Annotated in this window: 10 protein-coding genes; all 10 read left to right on the top strand. The window is 45.4% G+C overall.

Annotation, left to right across the window (positions count from 1 at the left end):
- The first annotated feature begins 70 nt into the window (after positions 1-70).
- Positions 71-1,963, top strand: coding sequence for an anaerobic carbon-monoxide dehydrogenase catalytic subunit (gene cooS / locus I4V84_RS04965; RefSeq protein ID WP_148462601.1), 1,893 nt, complete (start codon positions 71-73; stop codon positions 1,961-1,963).
- Positions 1,964-1,987: 24 nt separating this feature from the next.
- Positions 1,988-2,761 (top strand): carbon monoxide dehydrogenase accessory protein CooC, encoded by a 774-nt coding sequence (locus I4V84_RS04970; protein WP_118578441.1) that lies wholly within the window; start codon positions 1,988-1,990, stop codon positions 2,759-2,761.
- 18 nt (positions 2,762-2,779) lie between these two features.
- Positions 2,780-4,909, top strand: a complete 2,130-nt coding sequence (gene acsB, locus I4V84_RS04975) for an acetyl-CoA decarbonylase/synthase complex subunit alpha/beta (protein ID WP_118578440.1) — start codon at positions 2,780-2,782, stop codon at positions 4,907-4,909.
- A 256-nt stretch (positions 4,910-5,165) separates the two neighbouring features.
- Positions 5,166-7,292, top strand: a complete 2,127-nt coding sequence (gene acsB / locus I4V84_RS04980) for an acetyl-CoA decarbonylase/synthase complex subunit alpha/beta (protein ID WP_118578439.1) — start codon at positions 5,166-5,168, stop codon at positions 7,290-7,292.
- 49 nt (positions 7,293-7,341) lie between these two features.
- A complete protein-coding gene (acsD, locus tag I4V84_RS04985) occupies positions 7,342-8,283 on the top strand; it encodes an acetyl-CoA decarbonylase/synthase complex subunit delta (protein ID WP_118578438.1) in 942 nt (313 codons plus the stop codon).
- A gap of 24 nt (positions 8,284-8,307) precedes the next feature.
- On the top strand, positions 8,308-9,654 hold the full coding sequence (acsC, locus tag I4V84_RS04990; RefSeq protein ID WP_118578437.1) for an acetyl-CoA decarbonylase/synthase complex subunit gamma: 1,347 nt from the start codon (positions 8,308-8,310) through the stop codon (positions 9,652-9,654).
- Between the two features lie 76 nt (positions 9,655-9,730).
- Positions 9,731-10,516 carry a carbon monoxide dehydrogenase/acetyl-CoA synthase methytransferase subunit gene (gene acsE, locus I4V84_RS04995; RefSeq protein ID WP_118578436.1) on the top strand — a complete coding sequence of 262 codons (786 nt, stop codon included), beginning with the start codon at positions 9,731-9,733 and terminating at the stop codon, positions 10,514-10,516.
- A gap of 143 nt (positions 10,517-10,659) precedes the next feature.
- Positions 10,660-12,603 (top strand): corrinoid activation/regeneration protein AcsV, encoded by a 1,944-nt coding sequence (gene acsV, locus I4V84_RS05000; RefSeq protein WP_195991356.1) that lies wholly within the window; start codon positions 10,660-10,662, stop codon positions 12,601-12,603.
- A gap of 8 nt (positions 12,604-12,611) precedes the next feature.
- A complete protein-coding gene (locus I4V84_RS05005; protein ID WP_195991357.1) occupies positions 12,612-13,283 on the top strand; it encodes a DUF3786 domain-containing protein in 672 nt (223 codons plus the stop codon).
- Positions 13,284-13,479: 196 nt separating this feature from the next.
- Positions 13,480-15,165: a formate--tetrahydrofolate ligase gene (locus tag I4V84_RS05010; RefSeq protein WP_195991358.1), complete on the top strand. Its 1,686-nt coding sequence runs from the start codon at positions 13,480-13,482 to the stop codon at positions 15,163-15,165.
- Positions 15,166-15,264: the final 99 nt, after the last annotated feature.

Consider the following 15,264-nt stretch of genomic DNA (forward strand, 5'->3'; position numbering starts at 1 on the left):
GGGATGGGTTCCGGAAAACGGAATATAAATAAATTTATCAAAAGTAACACATACTTAGAGGAGGTCAATAATGAGTGAATTCAAATTAACTACAGTGGAAGAATTCGAAGCTGCCACAGCCCGTCTTCTTGAGACTGGTGCAAAGGTAGGCGCTGATTCCTGGCAGATGCGTGTTAAGAATCAGACTCCACACTGTAAATTCGGTGAGCAGGGCGTATGTTGCCGAATCTGTTCAATGGGTCCGTGCCGTATTACACCTAAGGCACCGAGAGGTATCTGCGGATGCGATGTACATGGTATCGTAGGAAGAAACTTCCTTCGTTTCACAGCAGGCGGCGCAGCTACACACTCTGATCACGGACGTGAGATCTGTATCACACTTGGACATGCAAAAGAGGGCGGCGACTATCAGGTGAAAGATCCTGAGAAGCTGATCCGTATTGCAAAAGAGTGGGGCGTTGAGACAGAGGGTAAAGACATCTATGATCTGGCTCATGAAATGTCTGATCTTGCTCAGGAAGAATACGGAAAGATCAGAGGATATTCCAGATGGCTTAAGAGAGCACCTCAGCATACACAGGATCTGTGGCATGCAGCTGGAATTGAGCCAAGAGCAATTGACCGTGAGGTTTCCTGTGCACTTCATATGACTCATATGGGTAACACAAGTAAACCGGAGGCTCTGATCCGTCAGGCGCTTCGTAACGGTCTTTCCGATGGATGGGGCGGTTCCATGTGCGGAACTGAGTTCTCTGATGTCCTTTTCGGAACTCCAAAGCCAATCGATACCGAGGCTAACCTTGGTGTTATGAATGCAGAGAATGTAAACATCGTTGTTCATGGACATGACCCGAGTCTTTCTGAGATGATCTGTGAGTATGCAGACAGCAAAGAGATGATCGACTATGCGAAATCCATGGGTGCTAAGGGAATCACTGTTTCCGGTGTATGTTGTACATCTAATGAGGTTGCAATGCGTCGCGGTATTCCGATGGCAGGTAACTTCTTACAGCAGGAGAACGTTGTACTGACAGGTGCCTGTGAGGCAATCGTAGTTGACGTTCAGTGTATTTTCCCGGCACTTGGACCTCTTTCCAAATGCTTCCATACAAAATTCATCACAACTTCTCCAATCTGCCAGATGCCAGATTCCGATTTCATTGAATTTGATGCAGGTACAGCAGGAGAGAAAGCAAAACAGATCGTAAAACTTGCATGTGAGAACTTCAAGAACAGAAAACCAGAGCTTGTACATATCCCGGATCTGAAACATAAAGCTACTGTTGGTTACTCTGTAGAAGCAATCGTTAAGACACTTGACGGCGTAACAAACTCTCAGGTAGACGAGACTGGTACCACCAAACCTCTTCTTGAGTGTATTACATCTGGTGTTATCCGTGGTGCTGTTGCTATGGTTGGATGTAACAACCCGAAGGTCAGACCTGACACAGCTCACATCGAACTTATGAAGAAACTGATCGCAAACGATATCGTGATCATCGCTTCCGGATGTTCCGCTCAGGCAGCTGCTCGTGCAGGACTTATGGACAAAGCTGCAAAAGACCTTTGCGGTGCTGGTCTGAAACGTGTTTGCGAGCTTGCAGATATCCCGCCAGTATTACATATGGGATCCTGTGTTGATATCAGCCGTATGCTGATCCTTGCTTCTGAGCTTGCCAAGGATTCCGGACTGAACATTTCCCAGCTTCCAGTAGTAGGATGTGCTCCTGAGTGGATGTCTGAGAAGGCAGTTTCCATTGGAAACTATGTAGTAGCAACTGGTCTTGATACATATCTTGGTGTAGACCCATATGTTTCCGGTTCTACAGAGGTTGCAAGCCTCCTTACAGAAGGGGTACGTGACTGGGTAGAGGCAGCATATACAGTTGAGAAAGATATTGATAAATTAGGCGATCTTATGATTGCGAGAATCGAAGAAAAACGTGACGCTCTCGGAATCTGATCGAAGGAAAGGCGCGATTAACTTATGAAAATAGCAGTAACCGGTAAAGGCGGAGTAGGAAAGACAACTTTTGCGGCAACACTTGCCAGACTATATGCAGATGAAGGGAAAAAGGTCCTTGCAGCTGATGTTGACCCGGACGCAAACCTGGGACTGGCTCTTGGATTTGATGAGGAGACTTTAGATTCCATCGTTCCCATTTCCAAGATGCGTAAGCTGGTAGAGGAGCGTACCGGAGCCAACAGCCAGAATCAGTTTTATACACTGAATCCGAAGGTAGACGACATTCCGGACACCTACGGAAAGGTTTGTAATGGTGTAAAACTGCTTGTCCTTGGAACCGTGGAAACAGGCGGAGGCGGATGTGTCTGTCCTGAACATGTCATGTTAAAAAGAATCATCAGCAACCTTGTAGTGCACAGGGATGATGTGGTAATTATGGATATGGAAGCCGGTCTGGAGCATCTGGGCCGGGGAACCACGGAGAGCATGGACGAATTTATTGTGGTGATCGAACCAGGTGCAAGAAGTGTACAGACCTACAAAAACGTAAAACGTCTTGCAAAGGATCTTGGCATTACTCAGGTTAAGGTAGTGGCCAACAAAGTACGGAACGAAGAGGATGAAGAATTTATCCGCAACAAGATTCCGGCAGAAGATCTTCTTGGAATGATCCATTACAATGTAGAAGTTATGGACGCAGACCGCCAGGGTAAATCACCCTATGATTTCAGTGAGACAGTAACATCTGAGATCAGAAAGATTAAAGAAAAGATAGACAACGAATCAAGTCTGTAAATAATAGGAGGTACTACAGTGACTTTATTTGATAGAGTATTCAGCGGAAACGACGCTGTTTATGGATTAACAGAGGGCGCTATTGATGCAGCCATCGCACAGCATGGCGAAGACAAAGCAGTAAGCTTCCCTGATACCGCTTACAGCCTTCCTTGCTACTATTCAGTAACAGGAACCAAGGTTACAACCTTAAAAGAGTTAAAAGAGGCTCTTGGCGTTGTAAAAACTCTTATGACAAGAGAGAAAAGACTGAACGACGCATTCATGTCCGGTATTGCTACCGCACTTTGCGCAGAGTTCATCGAAGTTCTGAAATATATCGACGGAGCAACACCATATGAGGAGCCATGCTATGGCCACCTTGCAGATGCTGTGATCCGTGAGCTTGGTGTACCGCTTGTAACAGGCGATATCCCTGGTGTAGCCGTTATCCTTGGAACAGCTCCATCTGTAGAAGAGGGTGTTGCACTTGTAAAGAGCTATCAGGCACAGGGTATTCTTGTAACACTGGTTGGCGGAATCATTGACCAGGTGAAGGAAGCTGGCATGAACACTGGAGCAAACGTACGTGTTATTCCTCTTGGAAAAGACGTTACAGCAGTTATCCACGTTGTATCTGTTGCACTTCGTGCAGCTCTGATCTTCGGTAACGTAACACCTGGAGATGCAGGTACACTTATGAAATATACAATGGACCGTGTTCCGGCATTCGTTAACGCATTCGGACCTCTGGATGACGTTGTAGTTGCTTGCGGAGCTGGCGCTATCGCACTTGGCTTCCCGGTAATCACAAACGAGACAGAGAACATCTTCCGTGTACCGAAGAGCCTTATCGTTCAGGAGGACGTAAGCAAATTCAACGCTACTTCCCTTGAGGCTCGTGACATCAAGATCAAGATCACAAACATCGATATCCCGGTTGCATTCGCATCTGCATTCGAGGGCGAGATCATCCGTCGTAAAGACATGCGTGTTGAGTTCGATGGTTCCCGTGTTGACTGTGCTGAGCTTGTACATACCTGTGACGCTTCTGAGATCGAGGATCACAAGATCACAGTTGTAGGACCGGAAGTTGACGAGATGGAAGACGGAAGCAAGAACAGCATTGCATACGTTGTTAAGGTTGCCGGTAAGAACATGCAGCCTGACTTTGAGCCTGTTATCGAGCGTAAATTCCACAACTACATCAACTGTATTGAGGGTGTATATCACACCGGTCAGAGAGATATGCAGCGTATCCGTATCAGCCATGCAGCATTTGATGCAGGATTCCGTATCAAACATATCGGTGAAGTTCTTTATACTCAGGTTAAGAACGAATTTGACGCAGTTGTTGACAAGTGTGAGGTTGTGATCTACACAGATCCTGCTGAGTGTACCAGAATCCGTCATGAAGTTGCAATTCCGACATTCGAGAAACGTGATGATCGTCTTGCAAACCTCACTGACGAGTCTGTTGATGTATATTACAGCTGTATCCTCTGCCAGGCATTCTCCCCGTCTCACGTTTGTGTTGTTACACCAGAGAGACTTGGACTTTGCGGTGCCGTTTCATGGCTGGATGCAAAAGCTACCAACGAGCTTGATCCGAACGGACCTTGCCAGGTGATCACCAAAGAGCGTCCGATCAATGAAGAGCTTGGTTCTTATGAAGACGTTGATGAAGCGGTTCAGAAGTTCTCCCAGGGTGCTCTGGAGCACGTTACCCTGTACTCCATCATGCAGGATCCTATGACTTCCTGCGGATGCTTCGAGTGTATCTGCGGTATCGAGCCATTCTCCAACGGTGTAGTTATTGCTAACCGTGAGTATGCAGGTATGACACCTCTCGGAATGACCTTCTCTGAGATGGCTTCCATGACAGGTGGTGGTGTTCAGACTCCTGGATTCATGGGACATGGTAAACACTTCATCGCTTCCAAGAAATTCATGAAGGCTGAGGGCGGTATCGAGCGTATCGTATGGATGCCGAAAGAATTAAAAGAGTTCATCGCAGAGAAATTAAATGCTACTGCAAAAGAACTTTACGGAATCGATAACTTTACAGATATGATCGGTGATGAGACTGTTGCTACAGATCCTGAGACTCTGGTAGGATTCCTTACAGAGAAGGGACATCCGGCACTTGGACTTGACCCGATGATGTAATTTATCCAGCAGCTCCTGCTGCAAAATGGAGATAATTTCCCTGGAGTCTGTCTCCTTTAGACAGGCTCCGGGATTCACTATTTCCGGCAGGAATACTGATTTATAGTTTCGCTGCGGAGGGCGAACAAGCAGATCATTTTGATTGCGGAATGAAATGATCTGTATCTGATAATTTATTTAGCAGCAAACCAATGGATAGAGGCGGAGCCTTACATGGTTTGTGATAGAAGATTAACAGAAAAGGAGATGCAGAAAATTGTTAATTAACAGAATTTTCAGCGGTAATGATGCAGTATACGGTCTAACAGAAAAAGCCGTAAACGATGCTGTACAGCAGCATGGTGCAGATAAGGCAGTGGGATTTCCACACACAGCATATTGTCTTCCATGCTATTATGCAGTAACCGGTGTGAAGATCAAAACACTTGGAGAACTGCAGGCAGCCCTTGGCGTCGTAAAATCTCTTATGACAAGAGAGCATGCTCTGGATGATGCTCTTATGTCAGGTGTAGCAACAGCCCTCTGTGCGGAATTTATTGAAGCACTGAAGTATCTTGATGGGGCAGAACCCTATCAGGAGCCTTGTTATGGCCATCTTGCAGATTCCATTATCCGTGAGCTTGGTGTACCGCTTGTAACAGGAGATATCCCTGGTGTAGCCGTTATCCTTGGCAGCGCACCGACTGCACAGGAAGGTGTTGACCTGATCAAGAGCTATCAGGCACAGGGTATCCTGGTAACATTAGTTGGCGGTATCATTGACCAGGCACAGGAGCTTGGTCTTAAGATGGGCTATAATTTACGAATTGTTCCTTTGGGAAAAGACGTAACATCTGTTATCCACGTTGTATCTGTTGCACTTCGTGCAGCACTGATCTTCGGCAATGTAACACCTGGCGATGCAGCAAGCCTTCTTACATACACCAAAGACAGGGTTCCGGCATTTGTAAATGCTTTCAAACCTGTTGATGATGTAGTTCTTGCAGCCGGTGCTGGTGCGATCAAGCTTGGTTTCCCGGTAATCTCCAATGAGGATGAGAACATTGTGGAAGTACCAGGAGCCCTGATCGCGTGTCCGAACGTTGCTGACTTTAATAAGGTTTCCCTTGAAGCAAGAGGAATCAAGATCAAGATCACAAAGGTGGATATTCCGGTAGCATTTGCGTCTGCCTTTGAAGGTGAGATCATTCGTCGTAAAGATATGCGTGTGGAATTTGACGGTTCCCGTGTGGACTGCGTAGAGCTTGTGCAGACTAAGGAAATGAACGAGGTCGAGGATCACAAGATTACTGTCGTAGGTCCGGAAGTCGATAGCTTCGAACCTGGAAGCAAGCACAGCCTTGCCTACGTGGTAGAAGTAGCTGGTAAGAAGATGCAGCCGGATTTTGAACCGGTTATCGAGCGTAAATTCCACAATTATATAAACTGCATTGAAGGTGTATATCACACAGGACAGAGGGATATGTTCCGTATCCGTATCAGCAATGATGCTTTTGCAGCAGGTTTCAGAGCAAAACACTTTGGTGAAGTTCTTTACACTCAGGTAAAGAATGAGTTCGAGGCTGTTGTAGATAAGTGTCAGGTAACTGTCTATACAGATCCGGATGAGTGTACCAGAATGCGTCATGAAGTAGCAATCCCTACTTTTGACAAACGTGATGCACGTCTGGAGACATTGACTGATGAATCTGTAGATGTTTATTACAGCTGTATCCTGTGTCAGGCATTTTCTCCGTCACATGTCTGCGTAGTAACACCGGAGAGACTTGGACTTTGTGGAGCCGTTTCATGGCTGGATGCAAAAGCAACCAATGAACTGGATCCAAACGGCCCATGTCAGATCATCACCAAGGAGCGCCCGATCGATGTAAATCTGGGCTCTTACGAGGATGTTGATGAAGCAGTAAAGAAATATTCCCAGGGTGCTCTGGAGCATGTTACTCTGTACTCCATCATGCAGGATCCTATGACCTCCTGTGGATGCTTCGAGTGTATTTGCGGTATTGAGCCATTTTCTAATGGTGTGGTTATCGCAAACCGTGAGTATGCAGGCATGACACCTCTTGGAATGACGTTCTCCGAGATGGCTTCCATGACCGGCGGCGGTGTTCAGACACCAGGCTTTATGGGACATGGAAAACACTTTATTTCATCCAAGAAATTCATGAAGGCAGAGGGCGGAATTGAGCGTATCGTATGGATGCCAAAGGAATTAAAAGAGACCGTGGCGGAGCGACTCAATAAGACTGCAAAAGAACTCTATGGCATTGACAACTTCACTGATATGATCGGTGATGAGACCGTTGCCACAGATCCGGAAGTTCTTGTTGCATTTTTAACAGAACATAACCATCCTGCATTGTCAATGGATCCGATGATGTAGTATAATGGTTCTGTATAATTTTTACAAATTTTTAAGGAGGCTTTAAGAAATGCCATTTAATCAGAAACCACAGAAGTTCAACGCAAAGATCAACACTGTTACGGTTGGAACTGGCGATAAAGCGGTTACTATTGGAGGAAATTCTACATTTCCTTTCTATACATTTGACGCACCAACCGAGAACAGCCCGAAAATCGGTGTAGAGATCACGGATATGGGACTTGATGACTTTGCACCTGGAATCAAAGCATATTATGAAGGATGCACCACCATGGCTGAGATCGCTCAGAAAGCAGCAGCTATGGAAGGTGGAGATTTCGTTGTACTCAACCTGGAAGGCGGAGATCCAAACGGAGTAAACAAATCTACAGAAGAACTTATTGCAATCGTAAAAGAGGTTGCAGATGCAATCGACTGTCCATTAGTAGTTGAAGGCTGCAAAAATGTGGAGAAGGATGCGGAACTTCTTCCGAAGGTTGCAGAGGCACTTCAGGGCAGAAACGTGATCGTGATGTCTGAGAAGGAAGAAAACTACAAGGCAATCGGTGCTGCAGCAGGACTTGCTTACAACCAGATCGTAGGCGCTGAGTCCGCTGATGATATCAACCTTGCAAAACAGTTGAACGTAGTAACAACACAGTTAGGTGTTGATGCGAAGAAGATCGTTATGAACGTAGGAACAGCTACCGTTGGTTATGGTTACGAGTATGTTGTTTCCACTATGGACCGTATCAAAGGTGCAGCATTATCCCAGAATGATAACATGCTGCAGATGCCTATTATTACACCAGTTTCTTCTGAGACATGGGGCGTAAAGGAATCAGTTGCAACTGAGGAAGATATGCCAGAATGGGGCTCAGAGGATGAGCGTGGTATCGACATGGAAGTTATGACAGCAGCAGCAGACCTGGCAGCAGGATCTGACGCAGTTATCTTAAGACATCCAGAGTCTGTAAAGACCATCGCTAAGATGATCAAAGCACTTGTGTAATATTTTTAGGAGGGAAAAATTGATATGGCACTGAATGGTATTCAGATTTTTAAATTAACACCAAAGAAAAACTGTAAGGAATGTGGATGCCCGACATGTATGGCTTTCTCCATGAAAGTTGCACAGGGCGCTTTAAAGATTGAGCAGTGTCCACATATGTCTGAGGAAGCATTAGCATCTCTTTCCGAGGCAACTGCTCCGCCAATGAAGACGATCAAGATTGGTACTGGCGATGAGGAGCTTACCCTTGGTGGTGAGACCGTTCTTTTCAGACATGAGAAGACCTTTGTAAACAAGACAAGATATGCAGTAGAGCTTTGCACATGCATGGATGACGCTACTGTAGATGCAAAACTGGCTGAGATCCCGAAGGTTGATTATGACCGTATCGGTGAGAGAATGTACGCAGAGATCGTTTACGTAAACTGCGATGCAGAAGCAACAGCTGACAAATATGTAGCACTTGTACAGAAAGCAGCAGCTCTTGGACGTACCCTGATCCTTGGATGTTCTGATCCGGAGATCGCAAAAGCAGCCCTTGAGGTTTGCAAAGACAGCAAGCCGGTATTAAACGGAGCAAATGCTTCTAACTATGAGGCTATGAACGCAGTTGCAACAGCAGCTGGTGTTGTTCTTGGTGTATCTGGCAAAGATCTTAACGAGTTATATGATACTACAGCAGCAATCGAGAAACTTGGAAACAAGAATCTGGTACTTGATGTAACAGGCGCTGACATCAAAGAGACCTTCGGCAATGCCGTACAGGTACGTCGTGCAGCTCTGAAGGATCAGGACAGAACATTCGGTTATCCATCCATCGTAAACCTTGCAAAGATCGCTGGTGGTGACTATCACCTTCAGGCAGGTCTGGCAGCTATGTTTACAATGAAATACGGTTCCATCGTTGTTATGGAGCGTATGACATATGCAGAGGCACTTCCGTTATATGGTCTGCGTCAGAACGTATTTACTGACCCGCAGAAGCCAATGCGTGTAGAGCCAGGTATCTACCCGATGAACGGTGGAGATGAGAATTCTCTTGTTGTTACAACTGTTGACTTCGCTCTTACATATTTCCTTGTATCTGGAGAGCTGGAGCGTTCCGGTGTTCCGCTTAATCTTGTTATCAACGATGCCGGCGGTTTATCCGTACTGACATCCTGGGCAGCAGGAAAATTCTCCGGAAACAGTATTTCTACATTCTTCAAAGAGAAAGTAGAGCCAAATGTTAAGAGCAGACGTCTGGTAATCCCAGGTAAGGTTGCAGTCCTGAAGGGTGATCTGGAAGCAAAACTTCCAGGATGGGAAATCATCGTTGGACCAAGAGAAGCTGTACAGCTTGTGAAGTTCTTAAAGGATCTTGAAGGCTGATTTAAGCCTTTAAGACCCTAAAAGGGTATGCCGCTTATGGGCGGCACCACTATAAATGTAAAGGAGAACATTTGACATGGCAAAATTTGTTACAATTGGAGAGAGACTTTCAACAACAGCACCTTCTGTAAACAAAGCATTTACAGAGAGAGATCCTGAGCCGATCTTAAAGAGAGCAAAACAGCAGCTTGATGCTGGTGCTGTTTATCTTGATGTAAACATCGGACCAGCTGAGAACGATGGAGAAGACCTGATGAAATGGGCTGTTAAGCTTCTTCAGGAGAACTTCGACAACGTTCCGCTGTCTCTGGATACATCCAACAAAAAAGCAATTGAGGCTGGTATTTCCGTATACAACCGTTCCAAAGGAAAACCAATCGTAAACTCTGCTGATGCAGCTGGAAGAATTGAGAACATCGACCTTGCAGCAGCTAACGATGCAATCGTTATCGCTCTTTGCAACGGTGAAGGTATTGCAAAAGACAACGACGAGCGTATGATGTACTGCCAGATGCTTCTTGAAAGAGGTATGGAGCATGGTATGGACGCAAGTGATCTGTGGTTTGACCCGCTGTTCCTGGTTGTTAAAGGAATGCAGGACAAACAGATGGAAGTACTTGAGGCTATTAAAATGTTCTCCGATATGGGACTGAACTCTACAGGTGGTCTGTCCAACAACAGTAACGGTATGCCGAAGAACATCCGTCCAATCATGGATTCCGCATTAGTTGCTATGGCTATGATGCAGGGCCTTACATCCGCAATTGTTAACCCTAACGACCTTCGTCTTATGGAAACAATCAAATCCTGCGATGTATTCAAGGGCAACACCCTGTATGCTGATTCCTATCTTGAACTGTAATTATTTGTAATTCGTTTCTAAATAGGGACGTAAGATACAAAAGGGGCTGGGGCTTTGGCCTCAGTCCCTTTTTCTAACGGATAAGAATAATAATGATGTCTGTTTTGGCAGATATATGACCATATGAGAAAGGTGAGTGCCGGATGTTTAAGGTTACATTTTCTTTTGAAGATGGCAGTGTGGTAGAACATTTTGCCAATGCGGGGGACAATTTACTTGAATTAGCCAGAGAGGCCAATGTGGCCATCGACGCGCCGTGCTCCGGAAATGCTTCCTGCGGAAAGTGCCGGGTACAGTTAAAAAAAGGAGAACTGGACAGCAAGAAAACCTTACATATCAGTGAGGAAGAATATCAGGAGGGATGGCGTCTTGCCTGCACCAGCAAGATCTGTGCAGATGTGACCGTACTGGTACCTGATATTGCGTCTGCTTACAAGAGCAGAATGAAGGTTGCAGATCTCAGCTCCAAAGAGGAAATTGCCATTTTCGAGAATTCCAAAAGAGACGTAGAAATGACCGGTATTGAGCTCAGAAACAGTCTGGATGTAATTGAACTTGATATGAATGAGCCAAGTCTTGATGACACCATGCCGGATAATGAGCGCCTTACAAGAGCTTTAAAGAAATACATGAATCTGAAACAGGTAAGGATCCCTTACGCTGTATTAAGAAAATTGCCGGATGTCCTCCGGGAAAATCATTTCAAAGTAAAATGTGTAGTTCGTACTGCTCCTAATGATCTTTTTGTATACGATATTTTCGGAAAAGATGAAGAGGTGGTAGTGGGCGGACTTGCAGTGGATATTGGTACCACAACTGTTTCCGCAGTTCTGCTTAACATGGAGACTGGAGAGATTCTTGCCAAGGCTTCCTCTGGAAACGGACAGATCCGTTTTGGTGCAGATGTTATCAATCGTATCATCGAGCAGCAGAAGCCAGGTGGTAAGAAGAAACTACAGGATGCAGTAATTAAAGAGACAATCAATCCAATGATCGCACAGATGTGTAAAAGTGCAGGCATTCCAGCCAGTCATATTTACAGAATGTCTGTGGGAGCAAATACAACAATGAATCATCTGTTTGCCGGAATCAATGCGGATCCGGTCCGTATGGAACCGTATATTCCTGCATTCTTTAAGACCAATTCCCTTTTTGCTTCTGATGTGGGAATTGCTATTAATAAAGATGCGCACATTATCATTGCGCCAAATATCGGAAGCTATGTAGGCGGTGATATCACTGCCGGAACTTTAGTAAGCATGATCTGGAACAGACCAGAGTTTTCTTTATTTATCGACCTTGGAACTAACGGTGAGCTGGTATTTGGCAACTCTGATTTTATGATGAGCTGTGCATGTTCCGCTGGTCCAGCTTTCGAGGGTGGTGATATCAGCTGTGGTATGCGTGCAACTGATGGAGCTATTGAAGCTTGCACCATTGATAAGGAAACTATGGAACCAACTTATAAAGTAGTTGGAGAACCGGGAACCAAGCCAGTTGGACTTTGTGGTTCCGGAATCATTGATGTGATCAGCGAGCTTTTTATGTGCGGAATCATCAACCCTAAGGGCAAATTTGTCCGTGAGGGAGAGAGAATCCGTCACGATAAATACGGAATGGGAAGCTATGTGATCGCATTTGAAAAGGATGCAGGCTCTGTGAAGGATATTGAGATCACAGAGGTTGATATTGACAACTTTATCCGTGCCAAAGGTGCTATTTTCTCAGCCATCAGAACTATGATAAACAGTCTTGATTTTGACGTGAGCATGATCGATGACGTATACGTTGCCGGTGGTATCGGAAGTGGAATCAATATGAGAAATGCTGTAAATATCGGAATGTTCCCGGATATTCCTCTGGAGAAATTCCATTATATCGGCAACTCTTCCCTGACTGGTTCCTATCTGATGCTTCTTTCTACAGAGGCCGAGAAGAAGACCTATGAGCTTGCTGCAAATATGACATACATGGAGCTTTCCACAGTGCCAACTTATATGGACGAATTTGTAGGAGCATGCTTTATTCCCCATACAGATACCGGAATGTTCCCTGATGTAATGAATGATTTACAGAACAGGAAGTAATTAATAAAATGCCATTTACAATTGATGACTTAAATTATGATAAAGACAGCAAAGAGAGAATGCCATGGGAGCACTATCTTGAGCTGTATGCAAAAGCTGATCCCAAGGAGATCACATCCAGACTTTCTATTCCATATGATGAAGAGGCTAAGGAATTTACTCTGACTTTCCTGGGCTCCGAATATAAGATCACATATCCGGATTTCCAGGTAAAACATGTGGCAGATGAGAAGAAATGTTATCCTCTGGAGGATATGATCTACGCAAAGATTCTTACCATTCGTTTTCTGTTAAATGGTTCCGCCTCTGTGGGGACTGGCAGGTTTAAAACTTACCGGGAAATGCCATGGGGAGAAGTATACCTACGACAGTTTGACGGACGCTGTATCAAAAGGCTTGCATTTACCTATGGAAACAGGCTGGACGATTTCCGGCTTGTAATGGATCATATGAAATGCAATCCGGTGAAATTCGGAGATGTGGCTTATGAGCTTTCCATTTATCCGGGATATCAGATCCAGATGATCCTGTGGGAGGGGGACGATGAGTTCCCGCCGTCTTCCCAGATCCTGTTTTCCGACAATTTCCCGGTATCCTTTGCTGCGGAAGATATGGCGGTTATGGGAGATGTGATCATTGGCTCTTTGAAGGCTTTTCTGAAAGCAGCGAAAGAGCAGTAAAGTTATTGTAAAACAGATTCTGCGTGAAAGTTAACCGAGATTTAAAGTTTTCTAAATGCATGAGCTGTATATTTTTTGATTAAAGCGGACTGGAGTGCGGGTGTTTGAGCCTGCACCAGGATCCGTTTTGATAAATCCAAATTAAGCGGAGGCGTCATGCTGTAACAGCGGTGACGTAAAAAGGAGGTAAGTTACAATGGGATACAAGAGTGACATTGAAATCGCACAGGAATGCGAAATGCTGCCGATTACCCAGATTGCAGAGAAAGCTGGTATTGATGACAAATACCTGGAGCAGTATGGAAAGTATAAGGCAAAAATCGACTACAATCTCTTAAAAGAGAGCGACAAGAAAGACGGAAAACTGATCCTTGTAACAGCAATCAACCCGACCCCGGCTGGTGAGGGAAAAACAACTACAACTGTAGGACTTGCTGATGGAATGCAGAGACTTGGAAAGAGCGCAATGGTTGCACTTCGTGAGCCATCTCTTGGACCGGTATTCGGTGTTAAGGGCGGCGCTGCAGGCGGCGGATACGCACAGGTTGTTCCAATGGAGGATATCAACCTTCATTTCACAGGTGACTTCCATGCAATCGGAGCTGCAAACAACCTTCTTGCAGCAATGATCGACAACCACATTTTCCAGGGCAATGCACTGAACATTGACCCACGTAAGATCACATGGAAGAGATGCGTGGACATGAACGACCGTCAGCTTCGTAACGTGATCGATGGTCTTGGAGGAAGAACAAACGGTATGCCTCGTGAAGACGGTTATGACATCACAGTTGCTTCCGAGATCATGGCAGTTCTCTGTCTTGCAAGCGACATCACAGACCTGAAGAACAGACTGGCAAGAATGATCGTTGGTTATACATATGGAAAACCATCAGAGCAGAAACCTGTAACAGCTGGTGATCTTCATGCTGAGGGTGCTATGACAGCACTTTTGAAGGATGCCCTGAAGCCTAACCTGGTTCAGACTCTGGAGCATGTACCTGCAATCGTTCACGGTGGACCATTTGCAAACATCGCTCATGGATGTAACTCTGTAACAGCTACTAAGATGGCTATGAAGCTGGCTGATTATGCCATCACAGAGGCTGGATTCGGTGCTGACCTTGGTGCAGAGAAATTCCTTGACATCAAATGCCGTATGGCAGGTCTTCATCCAAATGCAGTTGTGATCGTTGCTACTGTACGTGCCCTTAAATACAACGGCGGTGTTGCAAAAGCAGACCTTAACAATGAGAACCTTGAGGCTCTTGAGAAAGGTATCCCGAACCTTTTAAGACATGTAAACACGATCAAAAATGTTTACAAACTTCCATGTGTTGTTGCAATCAACGCATTCCCGACCGATACCAAGGCAGAGCTTGACCTTGTTGAAGCAAAATGTAAAGAGCTTGGTGTTAACGTTGCACTTTCCGAAGTATGGGCAAAAGGCGGTGAAGGCGGCCTGAAGCTTGCTGAGGAAGTAATCCGTCTCTGCGAAGAGCCAAATGACTTCTCTTATTCCTATGAGCTTGACGGTTCTATAGAGGATAAGCTGAACCAGATCGTTCAGAAAGTATACGGCGGAAAGAAAGTTGTTCTCACAGCAAACGCTCAGAAACAGGCAAAACAGTTAGAAGCTCTTGGCTTTGGCAACTGCCCGATCTGTGTTGCAAAGACTCAGTACAGCTTAACAGATGACCAGACAAAACTCGGTGCACCGACAGATTTCGAGATCACAGTTCGTAACCTGAAGGTTTCCGCAGGTGCTGGATTTGTTGTTGCACTGACTGGTGAGATCATGACCATGCCAGGTCTTCCGAAAGTTCCGGCAGCTGAGAGAATCGACGTTGACGAGACTGGTAAGATCACAGGTCTGTTCTAATCAAAGAAAAAAGAAACATCAGGCGGATATACCTGTCCGCCTGGCGTTATAAAAAGGTCATGGCTTACATGATGACTAAGAACAATAAGGAGACAACGA

The sequence above is a fragment of the Ruminococcus sp. 1001713B170207_170306_F1 genome, from assembly GCF_015668065.1.
GTDB lineage: Bacteria > Bacillota > Clostridia > Lachnospirales > Lachnospiraceae > Blautia_A > Blautia_A faecis.

Excerpts from the sequence above, each read along its gene's own strand:
- cooS (WP_148462601.1), top strand. The coding sequence starts at position 71 with ATGAGTGAATTCAAATTAACTACAGTGGAAGAATTCGAAGCTGCCACA.
- I4V84_RS05005 (WP_195991357.1), top strand. The coding sequence starts at position 12,612 with ATGCCATTTACAATTGATGACTTAAATTATGATAAAGACAGCAAAGAG.
- I4V84_RS05010 (WP_195991358.1), top strand. The coding sequence starts at position 13,480 with ATGGGATACAAGAGTGACATTGAAATCGCACAGGAATGCGAAATGCTG.
- I4V84_RS04970 (WP_118578441.1), top strand. The coding sequence starts at position 1,988 with ATGAAAATAGCAGTAACCGGTAAAGGCGGAGTAGGAAAGACAACTTTT.
- acsC (WP_118578437.1), top strand. The coding sequence starts at position 8,308 with ATGGCACTGAATGGTATTCAGATTTTTAAATTAACACCAAAGAAAAAC.
- acsV (WP_195991356.1), top strand. The coding sequence starts at position 10,660 with ATGTTTAAGGTTACATTTTCTTTTGAAGATGGCAGTGTGGTAGAACAT.
- acsD (WP_118578438.1), top strand. The coding sequence starts at position 7,342 with ATGCCATTTAATCAGAAACCACAGAAGTTCAACGCAAAGATCAACACT.
- acsE (WP_118578436.1), top strand. The coding sequence starts at position 9,731 with ATGGCAAAATTTGTTACAATTGGAGAGAGACTTTCAACAACAGCACCT.